Genomic DNA, 22,109 nt, shown 5'->3' on the forward strand with positions numbered 1-22,109 from the left:
TGCTTTCGAACTACTTCGGTTGTGCCTTCTTGCGGCGGTTGCCGACCATCTGGCCGGCGAGCACCACCAGCACCGCTACGACGAACATCGCCGTGCCGATGACGTTGATCTGCACAGGCGTACCGCGCTGGGCCGATCCCCACACGAACATGGGGAAGGTGACGGTGTTGCCCGAGTTGAAGTTGGTGATGATGAAGTCGTCGAACGAGAGCGCGAAGGAGAGCAGCGCGCCCGCCGCGATACCGGGTGCCGCGATCGGCAGGGTGACCCGTACGAAGGTCTGCACCGGGCCCGCGTAGAGGTCGCGGGCGGCCTCCTCCAGCCGCGGGTCCATGGACAGGACACGCGCCTTGACGGCGGCGACGACGAAGCTGAGGCAGAACATGATGTGGGCGATCAGGATCGTCCAGAAGCCCAGCTGGATGCCCATGTTGAGGAAGAGGGCGAGCAGTGAGGCCGCCATCACGATCTCGGGCATGGCCATGGGCAGGAAGATCAGCGAGTTGACCGCGCCCCGCGCCCTGAAGCGGTAGCGCACCATCGCGAAGGCGATGGCGGTGCCCAGCGCGGTCGCGGCGACGGTGGCCCACAGGGCGATCTGGAGGGAGAGCGAGAGGGAGCCGCACAGGTCGGCGACCCCGCAGGGGTCCTTCCACGCGTCGAGCGAGAACTCCTGCCAGGCGTAGTTGAACCGCCCGGTGGGGTTGTTGAAGGAGAAGACGGTCACGACCACGTTCGGCAGGATCATGTACGCGAGCGTGACGAGGCCCGCGATGACGACCAGATTGCGCCGGAGCCAGGCGATGGGGGTGCGCATCAGACCAGGTCCTCCGTCCCCGCTCGGCGGATGTAGATGGTGACCACGATCAGCACGATGGCCATGAGGATGAACGACAGCGCGGCGGCCGTCGGGTAGTCGAGGATCCGCAGGTACTGCGACTGGATGACGTTGCCGATCATCCGGGTGTCCGTGGAGCCGAGCAGCTCGGCGTTCACGTAGTCGCCGCTCGCCGGGATGAAGGTGAGCAGGGTCCCGGAGACCACGCCCGGCATGGACAGCGGGAAGGTCACCTTGCGGAAGACCGTGGCGGGGCGGGCGTACAGGTCCCCGGCCGCCTCGTGGAGGCGGGTGTCGATGCGCTCCAGCGAGGAGTACAGCGGCAGGATCATGAAGGGGAGGAAGTTGTACGTGAGACCGCAGACGACCGCGAGCGGCGTGGCCAGCACCCGGTCCCCCTGGGTGATGCCGAGCCAGCTCGTGACGTCCAGGAAGCCGATCTTGTTGAGGACGGCGACGACCGGGCCGCTGTCGGCCAGGATCGTCTTCCAGGCGAGCGTGCGGATCAGGAAGCTGGTGAAGAACGGCGCGATGACGAGCACGAGCAGCAGGTTGCGCCAGCGGCCCGCCCTGAAGGCGATCAGGTAGGCCAGCGGGTACCCGAGCAGCAGGCACAGCACGGTGGCGGTGCCGGCGTACAGCAGGGAGCGCAGGAACTGCGGCAGGTACTCGGTGAAGGCGTCCCAGTAGGTCTGGAAGTGCCAGGTGACCTCGAAGCCCTCTTCGAGGGAGCCGGTCTGCACCGAGGTGGAGGCCTGGTAGACCATCGGCAGCACGAAGAAGACCAGCAGCCACAGGATGCCGGGGAGCAGCAGCCAGTACGGGACCAGCCGCTTGCGCACGGACGGCTTGTGGACCGGGGGTCCGGCGGGGGCGGGCGCCTGGGGCGGCGCGGCTGTGGCGGTCACGCGCTCTCCTCGACCGTCTCGATGCCCGCGTCGATGTCCTGAGCGGCATCCAGGCCGAAGGTGTGCTCCGGGTTCCAGTGCAGGATCACCTCGGCGCCCGGCACCAGGCGGGCGTCCCGCTCGATGTTCTGGACGTACACCTCCAGCTCGGAACAAACGGGGCTGTCGATGACGAACTGGGTGGATACGCCGATGAAGGAGGAGGCGGCGATCCGGCCGGGCACCTTGTTGCGGCCCGCCGCGACGGTGTGCTCCTCGTCGGCGTGGACCAGCGATATCTTCTCCGGGCGCACACCGACCAGCAGCTTTCCGCCCGCCTTCGGGGTGGTCGAGCACCGGGCCCCGGGCAGCCGCAGCTTCGTCCCGGCCGAGCTGACCACGACATCGGCGCCGCCTGCCTCCAGGACCTCGGCCTCGATGAGGTTCGAGGTGCCGAGGAAGTTGGCGACGAAGGTGGTGGCCGGGTTCTCGTACAGCTCGGCGGGCGCGCCCAGCTGCTCGACGCGGCCGCCGTTCATCACGGCGACCGTGTCGGCCATGGTCATGGCCTCTTCCTGGTCGTGCGTGACGTGCACGAAGGTGATGCCCACCTCGGTCTGGATGCGCTTGAGCTCCAGCTGCATCTGGCGGCGCAGCTTGAGGTCGAGGGCGCCGAGCGGCTCGTCGAGGAGGAGCACCTGGGGGTGGTTGATCAGGGCGCGGGCGACCGCGACCCGCTGCTGCTGCCCGCCGGAGAGCTGGTGCGGCTTGCGCTGGGCGAACTGGCCGAGCTGGACCAGCTCCAGCATGTCGTCGACCTGCTTCTTGACCGACTTTATGCCGCGGCGACGCAGGCCGAAGGCGACGTTCTCGTAGATGTTCAGGTGCGGGAAGAGGGCGTAGCTCTGGAAGACCGTGTTGACCGGCCGCTTGTACGGCGGCAGGTGGGTGACCGCCCGGTCGCCGAGGTGGACCGTGCCGGTGGAGGGCTCCTCCAGGCCGGCGATCATGCGCAGGGTGGTGGTCTTCCCGCAGCCGGACGCGCCGAGCAGGGCGAAGAAGGAGCCCTGGGGGATGGTGAGATCCAGCGGGTGCACGGCGGTGAAGGTGCCGTAGTGCTTGCTGATCCCGGCGAGGCGGACGTCGCCGCCCGCGGTCTTGTCAGTCATGGATGGGTCCCGGGGTTGGGTGGGGCGAAGAGGTCAAGGGAGGTGTTCGCGGCGAGGCGGGTACGGCTACGCGCCGATCAGCTTGGCGAACTTCTCTTCGTACGCCGTCTCTTCCTCGCTGCTGAGCGAGCGGAAGGAGTGCGCCTTTGCGGCCATCGCCTTGTCCGGCACGATCAGCGGGTTGTCCGCGAGAGCGGGATCGATCTTGGCCAGCTCGTCCTTGACGCCCTCGACCGGGCAGACGTAGCTGATGAAGGCGGCCAGCTGGGCGGCGATCGCAGGTTCGTAGTAGAAGTCGATGAGCTTCTCGGCGTTGACCTTGTGCCGGGCGTGGGCGGGGACCAGCAGGTTGTCGCTGGAGGTGATGTAGCCGGGTGCCGGGATCGCGTACTGGATGTCCGGGTTGCCGGCCTGGAGCTGGATGACGTCGCCCGCCCAGGCGAGGCAGGCGGCCAGGTCACCCTTGTCGAGGTCGGCCGTGTAGTCGTTGCCGGTGAAGCGGCGTATCTGCTTGGTGTCCACGCCCTTCTGGAGCCGGCCGATCGCCCCGTCGAAGTCCGCGGTGGTGAAGTTCGCCGGGTCCTTGCCCTGGTCGAGCAGGGTCATCCCGACGCTGTCGCGCATCTCGGTGAGGAAGCCGACCCGGCCCTTGAGGGTGGGGTCGTCGAGCAGCTGGGTGACGGAGTCGACCTTCTTCCCGCCGGTGGCCTTGGTGTTGTAGGCGATGACGGTGTCGATGCCGGTCCACGGGTAGCTGTACGAACGGCCCGGGTCCCAGTCGGGGGTGCGGAACTGCGGGATCAGGTTCGCGTAGGCGTGCGGGAGGTGTGAGGGGTCCAGCTTCTGCGCCCAGCCGAGGCGGATGATGCGGGCGGCGAGCCAGTCGGTGACGACGATCAGGTCGCGGCCGGTGTCCTGGCCTGCGGCGAGCTGCGGGCGGATCTTTCCGAAGAACTCGACGTTGTCGTTGATGTCCTCGGTGTACTTGACCTTGATCCCGGTCCGCTTGGTGAACTCCTCCAGGGTGGGACGGCTCTTCTCGTCCTCGCTGGTGTCCATGTACTCGGTCCAGTTGGAGAAGTTGATCTCCTTCTCCTGGGCCGAGTGGTCGTCGGAGGCCACCGCCGCGTCACCCGCGCGCTTGGCGGGCGGGATGCCGCACGCGGCGAGGGTGGACAGGCCTGCGAGGGTGAGCGCTCCGACTCCGGAGGCGCGCAGCAGCGAGCGGCGGGTGAGGGCGCCGCGCCCGCTGGTGAGGCTGCGCCGCATCGCGGCGAGTTGCGCCGCCGAGAGGCGGTCGGGCTCGAACTGCTCCATGCGCGTTGCCCTTTCGGGATGTTGGGCCGCTGGTCAGGCGGTGGTTTCCTATCGGTCCCCGAAGATCGTGCGGTGCCAGTCCTTCGCGGCAACCGCGGTGTTGTCGTACATCACGTGCTTGACCTGCGTGTACTCCTCGAAGGAGTAGGCACTCATGTCCTTTCCGAAGCCACTCGCCTTGTAGCCGCCGTGGGGCATCTCGCTGATGATCGGAATGTGGTCGTTGACCCAGACGCAGCCCGCCTTGATCTCGCGGGTGGCCCGGTTGGCCCGGTAGAGGTCCCGGCTCCAGGCGGAGGCGGCGAGGCCGTACGGGGTGTCGTTGGCCAGCGCGATGCCCTCGTCGTCGGTGTCGAAGGGCAGGACGACCAGGACCGGGCCGAAGATCTCGGACTGGACGACCTCGCTGTCCTGGGCGGCGCCGGTGATGAGGGTGGGCCGGTAGTACGCGCCTTCGGCGAGCTCACCTCCCGGGGTCTCGCCGCCGGTGACGACGGTGGCGTACGCGCGGGCGCGCTCGACGAAGCCGGCGACCCGGTCGCGCTGGGCGTGGGAGACCAGCGGGCCGAGGTCGGTGGTGGCCGCGAAGGGGTCGCCGAGGCGGACGGTCTCCATCAGCTCCGCGACGCGGGCGACGAAGGCGTCGTGCAGGGGGCGCTGGACGTACGCGCGGGTGGCGGCGGTGCAGTCCTGGCCGGTGTTGATGAGGGAGGCGGCGACGGCGCCGTGCGCGGCGGCCTCCAGGTCTGCGTCGTCGAAGACGAGGAAGGGGGCCTTGCCGCCGAGCTCCAGGTGGAGCCGCTTGACGGTGGCGGTGGCGATCTCGGCGACCCGCTTGCCGACGGCCGTCGAACCGGTGAAGGAGGTAAGACCCACGTCGGGGTGGCCGACCAGGTGCTCCCCGGCCTCACGGCCGGCGCCCGTGACGATGTTGATCACGCCGTCCGGCAGACCCGCGTCCTTGGCCGCCTGCGCGAACATCAGCGAGGTAAGCGGGGTGAGCTCGGCGGGCTTGAGGACGATGGTGTTGCCCGCCGCGATCGCCGGGAGGATCTTCCAGGCGGCCATCTGGAGCGGATAGTTCCAGGGCGCGATGGAGCCGACGACGCCGATGGCCTCGCGGCGTACGTACGAGGTGTGGTCCCCGGAGTACTCGCCGGCCGCCTGCCCCTGGAGGTGGCGGGCGGCGCCCGCGAAGAAGGCCGTGTTGTCGATGGTCCCCGGGACGTCGAACTCCGTGGACAGCTTGATCGGCTTCCCGCACTGGAGGGACTCCGCGTACGCGAAGTCCTCAGCCTGCTCGGCCAGTACGGCGGCCAGCCGGTGCAGGGCGTCCGAACGCTCCCCGGGAGTGGCGCCGGACCATGCCGGGAACGCCCTCTTGGCGGCGGCGACGGCCTCGTCGACGTCCGCGGTGCTCGCGAGTTCGTAGGTGAGGACCTCGTCGCCGGTGGCGGGATCGACCACCGTGTGTGACTGACCGGAGGTGCCGGACCTGAGTCGCCCGTCGATGTACTGCGCGCCGTCCGCGAAGCGGTCCTTGACCTGGAAGCGGTTGCCCATCACGCTCTCACGCTCTCCGTAGCTACAGTTCGAGCTACAGCTCGAATTGAGTGCCGATCCTGACAGAGGACATCCCCTCGGCCAAGTGATTCCGTTGTTGCCTTTTGATTACGCGACGGAATCGGTCGACCATGTGTCGAGGCACACCCGAAATCCCGTACGAAGTGTCAGTGGCGACTGTCAGACTCGCGTGCATGGAGATGATCGACGAACTGATCAAGCAGGTCAGCCAGGGTGAACGGGTCAAGTTCCTGCCGTTCTGGGGGCACCGCCCGAGGCCCGACGGGACGCTCGGACCGAGCTGCCTCAGCCAGTGGTGGCCGTCCGCCTTCACTGTGGGTGATGTCCGATATGCCACGGCTGAGCACTGGATGATGGCCGGGAAGGCCCGCTTGTTCCAGGACGCGGAGGCCGAGCGCGCCGCGCTCTCGGCGGCCACTGCGGCGGAGGCGAAGAAGGCCGGGCGGCTCGTGCGCGGCTTCGACGACGCGATCTGGGAGCGGGAGCGGTTCGCGCTCGTGGTGGAGGGCAGCGTGCACAAGTTCGCCTCCGATCCGGCGCTGCGCTCGTACCTGCTGTCCACCGGTAACCGGGTGCTGGTGGAGGCCAGCCCGATGGACCGGATCTGGGGCATCGGGCTGTCGGCCGACGACGAGCGCGCCCTGGACCCGGCCCGCTGGCGTGGCCTGAACCTGCTGGGCTTCGCCCTGATGGAGGCCCGGGACCGGCTGCGCACGAGCGGCGCGTGACGGAGCGGCGCCGGGTGGCAGCCGTGATCATCCGGGACGGCTGCGTTCTCATGGTGCGCGAGCGCGGGCGGGGGCCCACGGGGCGGCACGACGGGCCCGAGTACTGGACCCTGCCGGGTGGCGGGCTCGAAGCCGGCGAGCAGCCCGAGGATGCGGTCCGGCGGGAAGTGGCCGAAGAGGTGGGACTGCGCGCCCTGGGCGTGCGGTACGCGTACGACTCGCCGTACCCGTCGGGGTGGACCTCCTGCTTCCGCGTGGAGGTCGAGCCCGGCGAGCCGGTCCTCGGTGTCGACCCGGACCTGGTGTGCGACTGCCCGCGGATGGTCGGGCTCATCTGGGTCCCGCTGTCGCGCGGGAGCGCCGACGGCGAGGTCATGGTGCCGACGCTGCTGATGGCGGCCACGGTCCGACCAGGAGGTAATTGCGTGGCGGCGCCCGGACCCGCCGCCTAACGTGATCCTCGTCCAGGTGCGCAGGGGAGACCTACTTCCACTGTTAATGGGGAGGTCGCGGGTTCAAGTCCCGTCACCGGCTTCAAGTCGGTGTAGCTCAGTTGGCAGAGCACCACGTGGTTTCGCCGACCTTGTTCTCTGGACACCTACGTCACGCACCTCCCGGTGCGCAGGCTGCGGCTCCTTCTTTTGCAAAGACACCAGGCCGCCGCCACCTTGATCTCGGGAGGCCGTACGTGGGGGGATGCCCGGTGCGCAGGCAACGGTTACTTCCGGATCAACGGGTCGCGGGTTCGAATCCCGCCCGGCCACGGCCGGTAGCTCAGCTTGGCAGAGCAGTCGACACAGTCCGTCGCCGACTTCGATCTCGGGCATCCCTCACGTCACGCCTCCCCCGCGTCCTTTGAATTCGGGGGATTCACCATGGCTCGTTTCAACCTGCGCTCGTCCACGTCCACGTCCGCGTCCGCGCCCGCCTCTCGGCCGGCTTCGCCCGTGCGCTCGACCCGCCGCGCTCGCACCCGAGAGGGCGGACCGGGTCACGAACGCGATGCGCGCTCCGAGCTGTTCCTGCTCGCCGTCGCCAACTTCGTGACGCAGCAGACCTTCTACGAGAGCGGCGAAGACCGCGACGACCGCTTCGGCGCCCTCGTGCGGCGGCTCGCGGTCGAGGACCCCGCGTGGACCGCCGGCCTGCTGGGCTGGCTCCGCGGGGACGCGAACATGCGGACCGCCTCACTCGTCGGCGCTGCCGAGTACGTCTGGGCCCGGCTCGACGCGGGCGCCACCGAGGGGCCTTCGAACCGGCAGGTCGTGGACTCCGTGCTGCGGCGCGCGGACGAGCCCGGTGAGCTGCTGGCCTACTGGACGGCGACGTACGGGCGCAACGTGCCCAAGCCCGTCAAGCGCGGCATCGCCGACGCCGTACGCAGGCTCTACTCCGGCACCTCGCTGCTGAAGTACGACACCGACTCCAAGGGCTTCCGCTTCGGCGACGTCCTCAACCTCGTGCACGCCTCCCCCGACCCGGCCAAGGCCTGGCAGGGCGAGCTGTTCCGCTACGCCCTCGACCGCAGGCACAACCCGGAGAGCGCGGAGGTCCCGGCGGGCAACCGCACCCTGGCGGCCCACCGGGCTCTGATGGCGCTGCCGGTCTCCGAGCGGCGCGCCGTGGTGCTCGCCCCGGACGGCGCCGAGCGGCTCGCGGAGGCGGGCATGACCTGGGAGGCGCTGGCCGGCTGGCTGCAGGGACCCATGGACGCGGCCGCCTGGGAGGCGGTCATCCCGTCGATGGGTGCGATGGCCCTGCTGCGCAACCTGCGCAACTTCGACCAGGCCGGGGTCTCGGACGAGGTGGCCGAGCGGGTGGCGGCGAGGATCTGCGACCCGCAGGCCGTCGCCCGGGCGCGGCAGTTCCCCTTCCGCTACCTGGCGGCCTACCAGCACGCGCCCTCGCTGCGCTGGGCGTACCCGCTGGAGCAGGCGCTCGGCCACTCGCTGGGCAACGTACCGGCGCTGCCCGGGCGGACCCTGGTCCTCGTCGACCGGTCCGGGTCGATGTGGTCCCCGCTGTCGGACCGCTCCAAGCTCAACCGGGCGGACGCGGCGGCCGTGTTCGGGGCGGCGCTGGCGCTGCGGGCCGAGGACGCGGACCTGGTGCAGTTCGGCTCGACCAGCCAGGTGGTCCCGTACAGCCGGGGCGAATCCGTACTGAAGGTGCTGGAGCGGTTCGGGAACCTCGGCGGCACCTACACGGCGCAGGCCGTGCGGGAGCACTACCGCGGCCACGACCGGGTGCTGATCGTCACCGACGAGCAGGCCGCCGCCTACCGCCACGGCGGTGACCCGACGGCAGAGGTGCCGCCGACGGTGCCGGTGTACACCTGGAACCTGGCGGGCTACCGCGTGGGGCACGCGCCGTCCGGCTCCGCGAACCGGCACACCTTCGGCGGGCTCACCGACGCGGCCTTCCGCATGGTGGCCCTGATCGAGGGCGGCCGGGACGCCGACTGGCCGTGGGCGGCGGCGGCCTCAGCCTGAGGCCTGGCTCAGGCTCATATCTTCTCGCGGACCCGCGAGTTGGAGTACGGGCTGTCGTAGTCGGAGTCGCCGTCCCAGTCGCCCAAGACCGGGGCGAACATGGCGAGGAGCATCAGGGCGCCCAACACGATGCCTATCGCGCCGAGGATGATGCCGGCCAGCGCCATCCCGCCGTTGTCGGCCTCGCCGCGGGTCGCCTTGCCCTTGCCCAGGGCGCCGAAGACGACGGCTCCGATCCCGAGCGCGATCGCGAGGAAGCTGGTGATGCAGCCGACGACCGAGATGATGCCGAGGACGAGCGCGGTGACGCCGAAACCGTTGTTCTTCGGCGCCGCGTACAACGGGTATCCGGCATTGCCCGGGTATCCGGGGTAGCCGGGGTATCCCGCGTCGCCGGGGTACCCGTAGCCCGGCACGGCGGTCGGCGCCAGGGGCGGGGTCGGCGTAGCCATGGGGGTGGGCGTGGGCATCGGATACCCGTACCCGCTCGCGTCCGGCTGGGCCGGATAGCCGTAGGCGGGCGGCTGCATGGGTGTGGGCGTCGGAGCGGGCTGCGGCGGCTGCGCCCCCGGCATCCCGGCGACCGTCTGCTGGTCGTGCACGGACGGCGGTCGCGGCGTGCCCTGCTGCTTGCCGAGGTCCACCACCGGCCGCTCCGGCGGCGCCCACGGGTCCCTCGCCTCTGGGCTCTGGTCGGTCATGCGGCGCCCCCCTCTCGTACAGCCATGCTAAGTGCTGCCACCGACAGTCACGGTCCCTGCCTACGATGAAGGCCGACCTGCCCGCACCCGCGTCCTTCCGGAGGCACCCTCATGACCGACCTGCATCCCTTCATCGCGGGACTGCCCAAGGCGGAACTCCACGTCCACCACGTCGGCTCGGCGTCACCGCGCATCGTGGCCGAGCTCGCCTCCCGCCACCCCGACTCGAAGGTCCCGACCGACCCCGAGGCCCTCGCCGAGTACTTCACCTTCACCGACTTCGCGCACTTCATCGAGGTCTACCTCTCCGTCGTGGACCTGGTCCGCACCCCCGAGGACGTCCGGCTGCTGACCTTCGAGGTCGCGCGTGACATGGCCCGGCAGAACATCCGTTACGCCGAACTGACCATCACCCCCTACTCCTCCACGCGCCGCGGCATCGACGAGAAGGCCTTCATGGAGGCCATCGAGGACGCCCGCAAGGCCGCCGAGGCCGAGCTCGGCGTCGTCCTGCGCTGGTGCTTCGACATCCCCGGCGAGGCCGGCCTGGAGGCCGCCGCCGAGACCGCCCGCCTCGCCGTGGACCTGCACCCCGAGGGCCTGGTCTCCTTCGGCCTGGGCGGCCCCGAGATCGGCGTCCCGCGGCCCCAGTTCAAGCCGTACTTCGACCGGGCCCGCGCCGCCGGCCTGCACAGCGTGCCGCACGCCGGCGAGACCACCGGCCCCGAGACGATCTGGGACGCCATCCGCGAGCTGGGCGCCGTGCGCATCGGACACGGCACCAGCTCCACCCAGGACCCGGAACTGCTCGCCTACGTCGCCGAGCACCGCATCGCGCTGGAGGTCTGCCCGACCTCCAACATCGCCACCCGCGCCGTCACCGACCTGGACCGGCACCCCGTCAAGGAGATGGTCGCCGCGGGCGTGCTCGTGACCATCAACAGCGACGACCCGCCGATGTTCGGCTCCGACCTGAACAACGAGTACGCGGTGGCCGCGCGCCTCCTCGACCTCGACGAGCGCGGTCTCGCCCAGCTCGCCAAGAACGCCGTCGAGGCCTCCTTCCTCGACGCGGCCGGCAAGGCGAAGCTCAACGCGGAGATCGACGCGTACACGGCCGAATGGCTCGCGCGCTGACGGCCGCTTGATCCTCCGGCCCGCGAGAATGGGGCCATGCGCACCCTGACTGCCGTCGGCCACCGCGGCGATCCCTACCGTGTCCGTGAGAACACCCTGCCCTCGATCCGCTCCGCCTTCGCGCGCGGGGCGGACGCGGTCGAGATCGACGTACGGCTGACCCGCGACGGGGTGCCGGTCCTGCTCCACGACGAGACGCTCCAGCGGCTGTGGGGCCATGACGTGCGCCTTGACGCCGTCACGCTCCCCCAGCTGGGGGAGCTGACGCAGGGTGGGGTCCCGACGCTGCGCGACGCGCTGACGGCGGCCGGGGCGGGCCGGCTGATGATCGACCTGCCGGGCGCCTCGTACGAGGCGGTACGGACCGTGGTGGGCCAGGTCCGCGAGTGCGGGGCGCGCGAGCGCACCTACTACTGCGCGGGGCCCGACACCATGCTGGCGGTCCGCGCCGCCGATCCGGGCGCGGAGATCGCGCTGACCTGGACCACGCTGTCGCCGCCGCGACGGGTGCTGATCGATGCGGTCGCCCCGCGCTGGCTCAACTACCGCTTCGGGCTGGTCGGCCGGGAGCTGACGGACGCGCTCCACCGGGACGGCCTGCTGGTGTCGGCCTGGACCGCGGACACCAAGTGGACGATGCGGCGGCTCGTCAGGTCCGGGGTCGACTCGATCACCACCAACCGGGTGGACGCGCTGGAGTCCGTACGGGCCGAGTCCGGCCGGTGATACGGGCCCTCGGCGAGCGGATCCGGCACGCGGACCCGCGCTGGCAGGACCTGGGCCTGATGCTGCTGGTGCAGGTGGCCACGACGATTCCGTTCGTCGTTCCCCGGGCTCCGGACGAGTCGCCGGCCGACTGGCCGGCGTACCTGCTGACCACGCTGGTCAATGTGCCGCTGGTGTGGCGCCGACGGGCACCGGTGTGGGTGATGTTCGGCATGATGGCGGCCGGCTCGCTGTACCGGCTGTCGCTGGACGGTCCCGGGCAGCCGCTGCCGTACGCGGCGCTGATCGCCGTCTACACGATCGCGCTGCTGAGTCCGGCGCGGGTGCGGCTCGTGATGGGGGTGGTCGTGACGGTGGCCATCGTGGGCTCCGTGGCGCTCAACACGACGACCGCCAAGGAACTGCTGTTCGCGCTGTTCGTGTTCGGGGCGGCCGCCACGCTGGGCCGGCTGCAGGCCACCCGGCAGGCGTACACGGCGGCCGTCGAGGACCGGGCGGCGCAGCTGGAGCGGGCGAACCGGATCGAGGCTGAGCAGGCCGCGGCCCGGGAACGGGCCCGGATCGCACGGGAGATGCACGACATCCTCTCCCACGCGGTCAGCATCATGATCGTGCAGGCCGAGGCCGGTCCGGTGGCGGTCCGCCGGGCGCCGGCCCGGGCCGAGGCGGCCTTCGAAGCCATCGCCGAGACGGGCCGGGACGCGATGGCGCAGCTGCGCACGATGCTGGGCGTGCTGCGTACGCAGGAGGCGGCTCCGCGTGCGCCGCAGCCCGGGATCGGGGCGCTGCCGGCGCTGCTGGACCGGGTGCGGGCCAGCGGGGTGCGGGTGTCGTACGGGCGGACGGGCGAGGTGCGGGAGCTGCCGGCCGCGCTGGAGGCGACGGTGCACCGCGTGGTGCAGGAGGCGCTGACGAACGTGGTGAAGCACGCCGGGGCCTCGGCGGTGGAGGTCGCGCTGGAGTACGGGGCCCGGGCGCTGACCGTGAGGGTCACGGACGACGGCCGGGGGCCGGGCCCGTCCTCGGGCGGGCACGGCCTGATCGGGATCCGCGAGCGGGCGGCGGCACACGGCGGGACGGCAGAGGCCGGTCCGGGGCCGGAAGGGCAGGGCTTCTCGGTGCGGGTGGTCCTTGTAACCTCGCAGCTGGAGGTGGGGAATTGACGATCCGTGTGGTGGTGGCGGACGACCAGGAGCTGGTGCGCAGCGGGTTCGCGATGATCCTCGACGTCCATGAGGACATAGAGGTCGTGGCGGAGGCCGGGGACGGCGAGGCGGCGGTGGAGGCGGTGGCCCGGTTCTCGCCGGACGTGGCGCTGCTGGACATCCGGATGCCGGTGCTGGACGGGATCGAGGCGTGCCGGGCGATCACGGCGCGGAGCGCGTGCCGGACGGTGATGCTGACGACGTTCGACTCGGACGAGTACGTGTACGAGGCGCTGCACGCTGGGGCGAGCGGGTTCCTGCTGAAGGACGTGCGGCGGGACGATCTGGTGCACGCGGTACGGGTGGTGGCGGCGGGCGAGTCGCTGCTGGCGCCTTCGGTGGCGCGGCGGCTGATCGAGGAGTACACGGCGGCGACGGCGCGTCCTTCCCAGCCGGCTTTCGCGGCGGGCCGGCTGGAGGTGCTGACGGGGCGGGAGCGGGAGACGCTGCTGCACCTGGGGCGGGGGCTGTCGAACGCGGAGATCGCGGCGGCGCTGGTGGTGAGTGAGCACACGGTGAAGTCGCATGTGGGGAACGTGCTGGCGAAGCTGGGGCTGCGGGACCGGATCCAGGCGGTGATCTGCGCTTACGAGACGGGTCTGATCGCGGCGGGTACTCCCTCCGGGGAGTGAGTGAACGGCGTGTCGCCTCCCTCGCGCGGTTGAGTTGTCGTACCGGAGAAGACCCCTCTCAGTGGTGATCCTCAACCACCCCTGCGACCAGCAACATTGAGGTCGTCGGGGCAGCTGGGCCCCACGGTTTCGCAGGGGGAAGACGTCATGAACGCATCCGCGCGCACGCTGATCGCCGCCGCTCTGGTCCTGGGCATCGCGTCCGGCCCGGCGGTCGCACACGCCGCTCCGGCTCCGGTACCGGCGGCCACCGCGGTGCCGGCCGTCTCGACCCCGCCGAACGCGGCGGCGCTGGAGAGGGCGATCGCGGGGCTCGGCCCGCAGAACCCGTACGCGACGGCCGCGCTGGTCCGCGTGGGCGGTACGAGCGGTAGCTGGAAGGGAAGTTCCGGCGTGGCCGACATCCGGACGGGGCACGAACCGATCGAGGGCGCCCGGTTCCGGGCCGGGTCGGTGACGAAGACCTTCACCGCGGCGGTGGTGCTGCAGTTGGCCGCCGAGGGCAGGGTGGATCTGGACCGGCCGGTGCAGGAGTACCTGCCGGGGCTGCTGTCGGGGGAGTTCGAGCCGGTCAGCGTGCGGCAGCTGCTGAACTACACGAGCGGCATCCGGCCGGCCGACGGTCCGGGGGATTCCTTCGAGGCGCAGTTCGCCCACCGGTTCGACGTGGTCGACCCGCGCGCCCTGATCGCGAACGCCGTGGCGAAGGGGCCGGAGTTCCGGCCGGGCGAGAAGCAGCACTACCTCAACATCGACTACACGATCCTGGCCGTGCTGATCGAGAAGCTGACGGGCACGACGTACGAACGGGCCCTGACCACCCGGATACTCAAGCCCCTGGGCCTGCACCACACATCGGTGCCGTCCCGTGAGCAGAACCGGATACCCGGCCCGCACCACCACGGCTACCAGGCGGCGGCGCGCGCCGACGGCACGCGGGAGCTGGTCGACGTGACGGACTGGAACTCGTCTTCCAACTGGGCTGCGGGGGACCTGATATCGACCACCGCGGACCTGGAGAAGTTCACCGTGGCACTGTTCGGCGGCCGGGTGGTGCCGAAGGCGCAGCTGGAGGAGATGTTCACGGTGCCCGAGGTGAAGGACTTCGAGAGCGGCGAGGACGCCGCGCAGACGGCGGGGCTGAAGCGGCTGGTGCTGCCGGACGGCACGGTGACCTACGGCAAGACGGGCTCCCGGTACGGCTACAGCACCGTGATCGGGGGGACGCGCGATCTCTCGCGCACGCTGGTGTACTCGGTCAACGCCACCGACGCCAAGGGCCAGGACATGAACAAGGTGACCTTCGACATCGTGATGGCGGCCTTCGCGCGGTAAGCCCTCGACGCGGTAGCCCTCAACTACGTGGGCATCGCCTCAAGGCGCTTGATCATGCGGCGCAGGATCAGCAGGGGGATCACCCCGAAGACGCCGAACGACATGTCGATGACGCTCCACCAGATCGGTATGCCCCGGATCGGGCCGCAGATCAGGGCCAGCGGGATGACGCCGGCGCAGGCGACCATGCCGGCTTCGACGATCCAGATGTTGCGGACCGGGTCCCGGTGGACGCCGTAGAAGAAGACGGCGATGACGAGATGGGCGAAGGCGAGCCAGTCGGTGCCGTAGAGGAGGAAGGGGTAGTCGGCATCGGCGCGCTCCAGTCCGTCGCCCACCCGTCGCAGCCACTCGTTGTCCAGCAGGGCGTTGGCCCAGTGGAGCTCGCTGACCAGTGGGAAGGCTGTGAGTCCACTGAGCACGAGGCAGACGAGGAACAGGGTCAACCAGGCACGGATCCGCCGCTGAAGGGCGCTTCTCTCGCTCATGGAAGGAAGCCTACGCCAACTTTCTGAACACGTTCAGCAGATTGGTGAACGTGTTCAATTCTTCGGCCAAGTCGGTGATCAGAGCCCGACGATCGCGTTCCACCGCTGGGCGAGGGAGCGGCGCTCGGCCGAGGAGATGTCCCGGGCCACGACGAGCCGCTTGCGCATGTCGCCGTCGGGGAAGACCAGCGGATTCTCGGCCAGTTCGGCGGTCTCCTTGTCGCCGGAGCCGGCCAGCACCTCACGGGCGGCCGGAACCGGGCAGACGTAGTTGACGGAGGCGGCGAGCTCGGCCGCCACCTCCGGGACGTAGTAGTGGTCGATCAGGGCCTCGGCATTGGCCTTGTGCCGGGCCAGGTTGGGCACGAGGAGGCTCTCCGCCCAGAGTTCGGCCCCCTCCTCCGGCACCACGAACTCGATGTCCGGGTTGTCGGCCTGCAGCTGGATGGCGTCGCCGGAGTAGGCCTGGCAGGCCAGGACGTCACCCTTGCTCAGATCGGAGGTGTAGTCGTTGCCGGTGAAGCGGCGGATGTGCTTCTTGCGCACCATGCTCTCGACCTGGTCGCACATCCGGTGGAAGTCGGACTCCGTCCAGCGGGTGACGTCCACGCCTTCGCCCTGCATCAGCAGCGCGAAGGACTCGTCGAGGCCGGAGAAGAGGGTGACCTTGCCCGCGAGGTCAGGCTGCCAGAGGTCCTTGACCGACTTGACCTCCCGGCCCAGGGCTTTGCGGTTGTAGGCGATGCCGGTGATCCCCGACTGCCAGGGGACGGTGTGGAGCCGGCCGTTGTCGAAGGCGGGGGACCGCAGCTGCGGGTCCAGGTGCTCGGCCACGTTGGACTGCGCCGAGCGGTCCATCTTCTGTGCCCAGCCCAGGTGGACGAAGCGGGCGGCCATCCAGTCACTGACCACGATCAGGTCGTGGCCCGTCTCCTGGTGGTTCATCAGGGCCGGGCTGACCTTGCCGAAGAACTCGTCGTTGTCGTTGATCTCCTCGCTGTACCGGACCTCGATGCCCGTCCGCTCCGAGAAGGCCTCCAGGGTCGGACGGCGCTCCTCGTCCTCGTCGTCGGTGTCGATGTACAGCGGCCAGTTGGAGAAGACGACGCTCCGGTCGCTGCCGGAGCGGTCGAGGCCTTCGCGCCGGTCCTCGGGGACGTAGGCGGCGGGGACTCCGCAGCCGGTGAGGGCGGCCAGCAGGCCCGTGGCACCGAGGCCGCGCAGCACGGTGCGGCGGGAGAAGGCGAGTTCAGGCATGGGTTCAGCCTCGGTGAACGCGATGGGGCGGGCAATAGACATGTTGTCTACTGCCCGCCCCATCAACGCTGTGCTGTGATCGATGCGGCCGATCAGCCGTCGAGCGAGGTCATGACGTGCTTGATGCGCGTGTAGTCCTCGAAGCCGTAGGCGGAGAGGTCCTTGCCGTAGCCGGACTTCTTGAAGCCGCCGTGCGGCATCTCGGCGACGAGCGGGATGTGGGTGTTGATCCACACGCAGCCGAAGTCGAGGCTCTTGGACATCCGCATCGCGCGGCCGTGGTCCTTGGTCCACACCGAGGAGGCCAGAGCGAACTCGACGCCGTTCGCGTACTCCAGGGCCTGGGCCTCGTCGGCGAAGGACTGGACGGTGATGACGGGGCCGAAGACCTCGTGCTGGATGATCTCGTCGTCCTGCTTGAGGCCGGAGACCACGGTCGGGGCGTAGAAGTAGCCCTTGTCGCCGACCTGGTGGCCGCCCGCCTCGACCTTGGCGTGGGCGGGGAGGCGCTCGATGAAGCCCGCGACCTGCTTGAGCTGGTTCGGGTTGTTCAGCGGGCCGTACAGCACGTCCTCGTCGTCCGGCTGGCCGGTCTTCGTGTCGGAGGCGGCCTTGGCGAGCGCGGACACGAACTCGTCGTGGATCGACTCGTGCACGAGCACGCGGGTGGCGGCGGTGCAGTCCTGGCCGGCGTTGAAGTAGCCGGCGACCGCGATGTCCTCGACGGCCTTCGCGATGTCGGCGTCCGGGAAGACCACGACCGGGGCCTTGCCGCCGAGCTCCAGGTGAACGCGCTTGACGTCCTTGGAGGCGCTCTCGGCGACCTGCATGCCGGCGCGCACCGAGCCGGTGATGGAGGCCATCGCCGGGGTGGAGTGCTCGACCATGGCCTTGCCGGTCTCGCGGTCACCGCAGATGACGTTGAAGACGCCCTTGGGCAGGACCGAGTCGATGATCTCCGCCATCAGGACGGTGGAGGCCGGGGTGGTGTCCGAGGGCTTGAGCACCACGGTGTTGCCCGCGGCGATGGCCGGCGCGAACTTCCACACGGCCATCATCATCGGGTAGTTCCACGGCGCGACCTGGGCACAGACGCCGACCGGCTCACGGCGGATGATCGAGGTCATCCCCTCCATGTACTCGCCGGCCGAACGGCCCTCCAGCAGCCGGGCGGCACCCGCGAAGAAGCGGATCTGGTCCACCATCGGCGGCAGCTCCTCGCTGGCCGTGAGGCCCAGCGGCTTGCCGGTGTTCTCCGACTCGGCGGCGACGAGCTCGTCCGCGCGCGCCTCGAAGGCGTCCGCGATCTTCAGCAGCGCCTTCTGGCGCTCCGAGGGCGTGGTGTCACGCCAGCCCGGGAAGGCCGCCGCGGCGGCGGCCATGGCGGCGTCGACATCGGCCTGGCCCGAGAGCGGGGCGGTGGCGTACGCCTCGCCGGTGGCCGGGTTGACCACCTCGGTGGTCCGCCCGTCAGCGGCGTCCTTGAACTCCCCGCCGATGTAGTTGCGCAGACGACGCAGTTCGGTGGTCACTACAGCCACACTCCTGATCACATGTCCAACGATTGAGACGAATCCCAAGCCTAGCCTCTCGGCGGACGCTTTCGACAGACCCAGACGCCACGACCTACGAAATCAGTGAGATCGGAGTCGCAAGACAACGGATTTCATCGATTCCGTCTTGCGGAACAGACGACTCCTCGTGCACAGTGAGGTCGTGGTCAGTCGAAGCGCAGATTCCAGGAACAGACAACCGTCCCCTTCGGTCGATGCTGTGTCGCTGGCGATCATCGAGCAACTGCAGGAGGACGGTCGCCGTCCCTACGCGTCCATCGGCAAGGCCGTCGGCCTGTCCGAGGCGGCTGTGCGCCAGCGCGTGCAGAAGTTGCTCGACCAGGGCGTCATGCAGATCGTCGCCGTCACCGACCCGCTCACCGTGGGCCTGCGGCGTCAGGCCATGGTCGGCATCAACGTCGAGGGAGACCTCGACCCGGTGGCCGACGCCCTGACCGCAATGGCCGAATGCGAGTACGTGGTGATGACCGCGGGCTCGTTCGACCTGATGGTGGAAATCGTCTGCGAGGACGACGACCACCTGCTGGAAACGATCAACAAGAAGATCCGCACGCTCCCCGGCGTGCGCTCAACCGAAAGCTTCGTTTACCTGAAGCTGAAGAAGCAGACCTACATGTGGGGAACTCGATAGCCCGTGAGCCAGGACCTCTCCAAAACCGCGTACGACCACCTGTGGATGCACTTCACCCGCATGTCGTCCTACGAGAACGCGCCCGTCCCCACCATCGTGCGTGGTGAGGGCACCTACATCTTCGACGACAAGGGCAAGCGCTACCTCGACGGTCTCGCCGGGCTGTTCGTGGTCAACGCCGGTCACGGCCGCAAGGAACTGGCCGAGGTCGCCTACAAGCAGGCCCAGGAACTCGCGTTCTTCCCCATCTGGTCGTACGCGCACCCCAAGGCCGTGGAGCTCGCCGAGCGCCTCGCCGACTACGCTCCGGGCGACCTGAACAAGGTCTTCTTCACCACCGGCGGCGGCGAGGCCGTCGAGACCGCCTGGAAGCTCGCGAAGCAGTACTACAAGCTGCAGGGCAAGCACACCAAGTACAAGGTCATCTCCCGTGCGGTCGCCTACCACGGCACCCCGCAGGGCGCCCTGTCCATCACGGGCCTGCCGGCCCTCAAGGCCCCCTTCGAGCCGCTGGTCCCCGGCGCGCACAAGGTGCCGAACACCAACATCTACCGCGCCCCGATCTACGGCGACGACCCCGAGGCCTTCGGCCGCTGGTGCGCCGACCAGATCGAGCAGGAGATCCTCTTCGAGGGCGCCGACACCGTCGCCGCGGTCTTCCTGGAGCCGGTGCAGAACGCCGGCGGCTGCTTCCCGCCGCCGCCCGGGTACTTCCAGCGGGTCCGCGAGATCTGCGACGAGTACGACGTGCTGCTCGTCTCCGACGAGACGATCTGCGCCTTCGGCCGCCTCGGCACGATGTTCGCCTGTGACAAGTTCGGCTACGTCCCGGACATGATCACCTGCGCCAAGGGCATGACCTCGGGCTACTCCCCGATCGGCGCCTGCATCGTCTCGGACCGCCTCGCGGAGCCGTTCTACAAGGGCGACAACACCTTCCTGCACGGCTACACCTTCGGCGGCCACCCGGTCTCCTCGGCGGTCGCGCTGGCCAACCTCGACATCTTCGACAAGGAAGGCCTCAACCAGCACGTGCTGGACAACGAGGACGCCTTCTTCTCGACGCTGAAGAAGCTGCACGACCTGCCGATCGTCGGCGACGTCCGCGGCAACGGATTCTTCTACGGCATCGAGCTCGTCAAGGACAAGGTCACCAAGGAGTCCTTCACGGACGAGGAGACGGAGCGCGTGCTCTACGGCTTCCTCTCCAAGGCCCTCTTCGAGAACGGCCTGTACTGCCGGGCCGACGACCGCGGCGACCCGGTCATCCAGCTGGCCCCGCCGCTGATCGCCGACCAGGGCACCTTCGACGAGATCGAAGGCATCCTGCGCTCGGTGCTCACCGAGGCGTGGACCAAGCTGTAAACAGCTACCGGACCGGACGTCGAACCGTCCGGCGCCGCGATGGTCCAACCACACGGCCCGGATCCCCCGTTCGAGTGAGAACGCGGGGGTCCGGGCCGTGTGCTGTCACCATCCAAGACGTTCATCTCTTTACATCTCAGTGCGGCGTCAGTGACTTCAGCGGGCTCCGCTTCGTTCCCCCGGACGGAGGTGTACGCCATGGTGGTTCCACGGGACACTGCCCCACCCGACAATGCCCTGCCTCAAGATGATCTGCTCTGGGCGCGGTCCCTTCACTACTCCCACAGCGGTTCCCCCGGCATCACCGGGGTCTGCGTCGGAGTCCGCCAGGGCGAGGTCCTGGCCCTCACCGGCCCGCGCGGCAGCGGGAAGACCACCCTGCTGCGCTGCCTGTCCGGGCAGCTGCGGCCCGAGCAGGGCGAGGTCTGGTTCAACAGCGTCCCCGTGCACACCATGGGCGCGCTGGCCCGCGAGCGGCTGCGCCGCGACCGGTTCGGCTGGATCGGCCCCGAGCCGCAGCTGCTGCCCGAGCTGAAGGTGTGGGAGAACGCGGCCCTGCCGCTGCTGATCGCCGGCACCTCCCACCGCGGTGCCAAGCACGCCGCCTGCGAATGGCTGGACCGCCTCGACATCGGCGGCCTCGCCCGCAAGCGCCCCCGTGCCCTCACCCGGGCCGAATCCCAGCGGGTGGCGCTGGCCCGGGCCCTGGTCAACCTGCCCGCGGTGATCTTCGCCGACGACCCCACGGCTCCGCTGCACCGGGCCGAGCGCGCCCTGCTGCTCCGTGCGCTGACCACCGCGGCCCGCTCCCACGAAATCACCGTGCTGCTGGCCACCAACGACGAGGAGGCGGCGGCCGTCGCCGACCGCAGCCTGGCCCTGCTCGACGGCCGCGACGCCGCAGCCGCCGGGCCCCCCGCCTCCGAGACCACGGAGGACCAGGCCGCGTGCTCGCTCTCCGCCTAGCCCGCGGCGCCCGCCCGCTCGTCCAGCTGCGCCGGCTCCTCGTCGCCGCCGCCTCGGCCGGTACCGGGTTCCTGCTGCTGTACGTGCTCACCGAGGCGGTGGCCCGGCCCGCCGGATCGTTCCCGCGCCTGCTGTGGGCCCTGGTGCCGCTGGCCGCCACCGTCCACTTCGCCGTCGCCGTCGCCCGGACCGACCCGGCGACCCGGCCCCGGGAAGGACTGGACGCCGCCGGGCTGGGGCCCGTACGGCTCAGTCTCGTCGCGGCCTTCTCCACCGCCGTGGCCTGCGCCCTGGGCAGCGCACTGGCACTGGCCGCCTTCCTCCACCTGCGCGGCGACCTGTCCGGGCTGCCGTTCGACGGAGCCGGGGCCGGGCTGCTGCACGCCGGCCAGCCGCTGCCCGTGGCGGCCGCCCTCACCCTCCTGGTCCTGCTCCCCCTGACCGCATCGGCCTCCGCCGCCTGCGTCCTGGGCCGACGGCGCACCCCGTCGGCCCCGCAGACCGGCCTGCCCTGGGGCATCGCGCTGACCTCCTGCGGCCTCGCCGTCGAGGTGTACACGGGGCGCGGCGGGCCCGGCATGCTGGCCGGCTGGTCACTCACCGCCATCGGCCTCGCCCTCGCCGGACCGGGCCTCGCCTACGTGTGCGGCACGCTCGTCCAGGCCGTGCGCCCGGGCGGGCTCCGGCTGCTGGCCGGGCGGGCCCTGCAGGAGGAAGCGCCCCGGCTCGGCCGGCCCCTGGGGGTGCTGTGCGCGGTCGGGGCGGGCGCCCTCACCGCTCTGGCCCTGCCCGACCGGGGCGGGCTGCTCGTCCCGCTGGGCCCGCTGACCGCGCCGGCCGCGGCCCTGGTGGCCCTGTGCGCCGCCGCGACCCTTCTCACATCCGCGGTCGAGGCCCGGCAGAGCCGCGCCGCCGCCCGCGAGGCCATGCGCGACCTCGGCGCGCCCGCCAAGACCCTGCGTACGGCAGCGGGTTTGCGGGCAACCGCCCTGATCGCCGTCTGCGTACCGGTCAGCTGGGGTGTGGCACAGCTGACGTCCCTGGCACTGACCCGCTGACCCGGGCAGCCCTTAGGGT

Annotated in this window: 20 protein-coding genes and 1 pseudogene; 12 read left to right on the forward strand and 9 right to left on the reverse strand. The window is 70.2% G+C overall.

Translation table 11 applies throughout. The annotated features are described in order from the left end of the window. Positions 1 to 10: 10 nt before the first annotated feature. The 5 genes from ACFYOB_RS26080 to ACFYOB_RS26100 all read right to left on the reverse strand — a co-directional run bounded on the left by ACFYOB_RS26080 (position 11) and on the right by ACFYOB_RS26100 (position 5,774). Positions 11 to 817: an ABC transporter permease gene (locus tag ACFYOB_RS26080; protein ID WP_388563342.1), complete on the reverse strand. Its 807-nt coding sequence runs from the start codon at positions 815 to 817 to the stop codon at positions 11 to 13. After that, positions 817 to 1,746 (reverse strand): ABC transporter permease, encoded by a 930-nt coding sequence (locus ACFYOB_RS26085; RefSeq protein WP_388563344.1) that lies wholly within the window; start codon positions 1,744 to 1,746, stop codon positions 817 to 819. Before ACFYOB_RS26085 ends, ACFYOB_RS26080 begins: the two co-directional genes overlap by 1 nt. Continuing rightward, the gene (locus tag ACFYOB_RS26090) at positions 1,743 to 2,894 is read right to left on the reverse strand and encodes an ABC transporter ATP-binding protein (RefSeq protein ID WP_388563346.1); all 1,152 of its coding nucleotides are present in this window, start codon (positions 2,892 to 2,894) and stop codon (positions 1,743 to 1,745) included. The genes ACFYOB_RS26085 and ACFYOB_RS26090 overlap by 4 nt, the downstream gene beginning before the upstream one ends. Positions 2,895 to 2,960: 66 nt before the next feature. Continuing rightward, on the reverse strand, positions 2,961 to 4,211 hold the full coding sequence (locus ACFYOB_RS26095; RefSeq protein ID WP_388563348.1) for a spermidine/putrescine ABC transporter substrate-binding protein: 1,251 nt from the start codon (positions 4,209 to 4,211) through the stop codon (positions 2,961 to 2,963). 48 nt (positions 4,212 to 4,259) lie between these two features. Continuing rightward, positions 4,260 to 5,774, reverse strand: coding sequence for a gamma-aminobutyraldehyde dehydrogenase (locus ACFYOB_RS26100; protein ID WP_388563529.1), 1,515 nt, complete (start codon positions 5,772 to 5,774; stop codon positions 4,260 to 4,262). Between the two features lie 194 nt (positions 5,775 to 5,968). Between ACFYOB_RS26100 and ACFYOB_RS26105 the strand changes: the two genes are divergently transcribed. From ACFYOB_RS26105 to ACFYOB_RS26115, 3 genes are all read left to right on the forward strand, one after another. Beyond that, a complete protein-coding gene (locus ACFYOB_RS26105) occupies positions 5,969 to 6,523 on the forward strand; it encodes an NADAR family protein (protein ID WP_388563350.1) in 555 nt (184 codons plus the stop codon). A 14-nt stretch (positions 6,524 to 6,537) separates the two neighbouring features. Continuing rightward, a complete protein-coding gene (locus tag ACFYOB_RS26110) occupies positions 6,538 to 6,975 on the forward strand; it encodes an NUDIX hydrolase (RefSeq protein ID WP_388563352.1) in 438 nt (145 codons plus the stop codon). Positions 6,976 to 7,398: 423 nt separating this feature from the next. Continuing rightward, complete coding sequence (locus tag ACFYOB_RS26115; RefSeq protein WP_388563354.1) at positions 7,399 to 9,015, forward strand: TROVE domain-containing protein; 1,617 nt, start codon at positions 7,399 to 7,401, stop codon at positions 9,013 to 9,015. A 14-nt stretch (positions 9,016 to 9,029) separates the two neighbouring features. Here ACFYOB_RS26115 and ACFYOB_RS26120 read toward each other — a convergent pair whose 3' ends face one another. After that, a complete protein-coding gene (locus ACFYOB_RS26120) occupies positions 9,030 to 9,716 on the reverse strand; it encodes a DUF4190 domain-containing protein (RefSeq protein WP_388563356.1) in 687 nt (228 codons plus the stop codon). Between the two features lie 111 nt (positions 9,717 to 9,827). Here ACFYOB_RS26120 and ACFYOB_RS26125 point away from each other — a divergent pair, with 111 nt between their 5' ends. The 5 genes from ACFYOB_RS26125 to ACFYOB_RS26145 all read left to right on the forward strand — a co-directional run bounded on the left by ACFYOB_RS26125 (position 9,828) and on the right by ACFYOB_RS26145 (position 14,751). Then, positions 9,828 to 10,853, forward strand: coding sequence for an adenosine deaminase (locus tag ACFYOB_RS26125; protein ID WP_388563358.1), 1,026 nt, complete (start codon positions 9,828 to 9,830; stop codon positions 10,851 to 10,853). Positions 10,854 to 10,889: 36 nt separating this feature from the next. Then, positions 10,890 to 11,579: a glycerophosphodiester phosphodiesterase gene (locus ACFYOB_RS26130; protein ID WP_388563360.1), complete on the forward strand. Its 690-nt coding sequence runs from the start codon at positions 10,890 to 10,892 to the stop codon at positions 11,577 to 11,579. A gap of 59 nt (positions 11,580 to 11,638) precedes the next feature. Further along, on the forward strand, positions 11,639 to 12,742 hold the full coding sequence (locus ACFYOB_RS26135) for a sensor histidine kinase (protein WP_388563531.1): 1,104 nt from the start codon (positions 11,639 to 11,641) through the stop codon (positions 12,740 to 12,742). Continuing rightward, entirely contained in the window at positions 12,739 to 13,416 is a 678-nt protein-coding gene (locus tag ACFYOB_RS26140; protein ID WP_388563362.1) for a response regulator, read from the forward strand. The genes ACFYOB_RS26135 and ACFYOB_RS26140 overlap by 4 nt, the downstream gene beginning before the upstream one ends. A 147-nt stretch (positions 13,417 to 13,563) precedes the next feature. Next, complete coding sequence (locus tag ACFYOB_RS26145) at positions 13,564 to 14,751, forward strand: serine hydrolase domain-containing protein (protein ID WP_388563364.1); 1,188 nt, start codon at positions 13,564 to 13,566, stop codon at positions 14,749 to 14,751. A gap of 23 nt (positions 14,752 to 14,774) precedes the next feature. Here ACFYOB_RS26145 and ACFYOB_RS26150 read toward each other — a convergent pair whose 3' ends face one another. From ACFYOB_RS26150 to ACFYOB_RS26160, 3 genes are all read right to left on the reverse strand, one after another. Next, entirely contained in the window at positions 14,775 to 15,239 is a 465-nt protein-coding gene (locus tag ACFYOB_RS26150; RefSeq protein ID WP_388563366.1) for a hypothetical protein, read from the reverse strand. Between the two features lie 78 nt (positions 15,240 to 15,317). Continuing rightward, positions 15,318 to 16,496: a PotD/PotF family extracellular solute-binding protein gene (locus tag ACFYOB_RS26155; RefSeq protein ID WP_388563368.1), complete on the reverse strand. Its 1,179-nt coding sequence runs from the start codon at positions 16,494 to 16,496 to the stop codon at positions 15,318 to 15,320. 92 nt (positions 16,497 to 16,588) lie between these two features. Next, a complete protein-coding gene (locus tag ACFYOB_RS26160) occupies positions 16,589 to 18,028 on the reverse strand; it encodes a gamma-aminobutyraldehyde dehydrogenase (protein WP_388563370.1) in 1,440 nt (479 codons plus the stop codon). A 169-nt stretch (positions 18,029 to 18,197) separates the two neighbouring features. On the opposite strand from ACFYOB_RS26160, the gene ACFYOB_RS26165 reads away from it, so the two are divergent. From ACFYOB_RS26165 to ACFYOB_RS26180, 4 genes and pseudogenes are all read left to right on the forward strand, one after another. Beyond that, positions 18,198 to 18,701, forward strand: a complete 504-nt coding sequence (locus ACFYOB_RS26165; protein ID WP_007266859.1) for an Lrp/AsnC family transcriptional regulator — start codon at positions 18,198 to 18,200, stop codon at positions 18,699 to 18,701. A gap of 3 nt (positions 18,702 to 18,704) precedes the next feature. Further along, positions 18,705 to 20,066 carry an aspartate aminotransferase family protein gene (locus ACFYOB_RS26170; RefSeq protein WP_388563373.1) on the forward strand — a complete coding sequence of 454 codons (1,362 nt, stop codon included), beginning with the start codon at positions 18,705 to 18,707 and terminating at the stop codon, positions 20,064 to 20,066. A 321-nt stretch (positions 20,067 to 20,387) separates the two neighbouring features. Further along, positions 20,388 to 21,032, forward strand: a pseudogene (locus ACFYOB_RS26175) (ABC transporter ATP-binding protein); the annotation flags it as partial. Continuing rightward, on the forward strand, positions 21,014 to 22,090 hold the full coding sequence (locus ACFYOB_RS26180; protein WP_388563375.1) for a hypothetical protein: 1,077 nt from the start codon (positions 21,014 to 21,016) through the stop codon (positions 22,088 to 22,090). The pseudogene ACFYOB_RS26175 and the gene ACFYOB_RS26180, both read left to right, overlap by 19 nt. Positions 22,091 to 22,109 lie beyond the last annotated feature (19 nt).

The organism is Streptomyces sp. NPDC006463, from assembly GCF_042870715.1.
Lineage (GTDB): Bacteria > Actinomycetota > Actinomycetes > Streptomycetales > Streptomycetaceae > Streptomyces.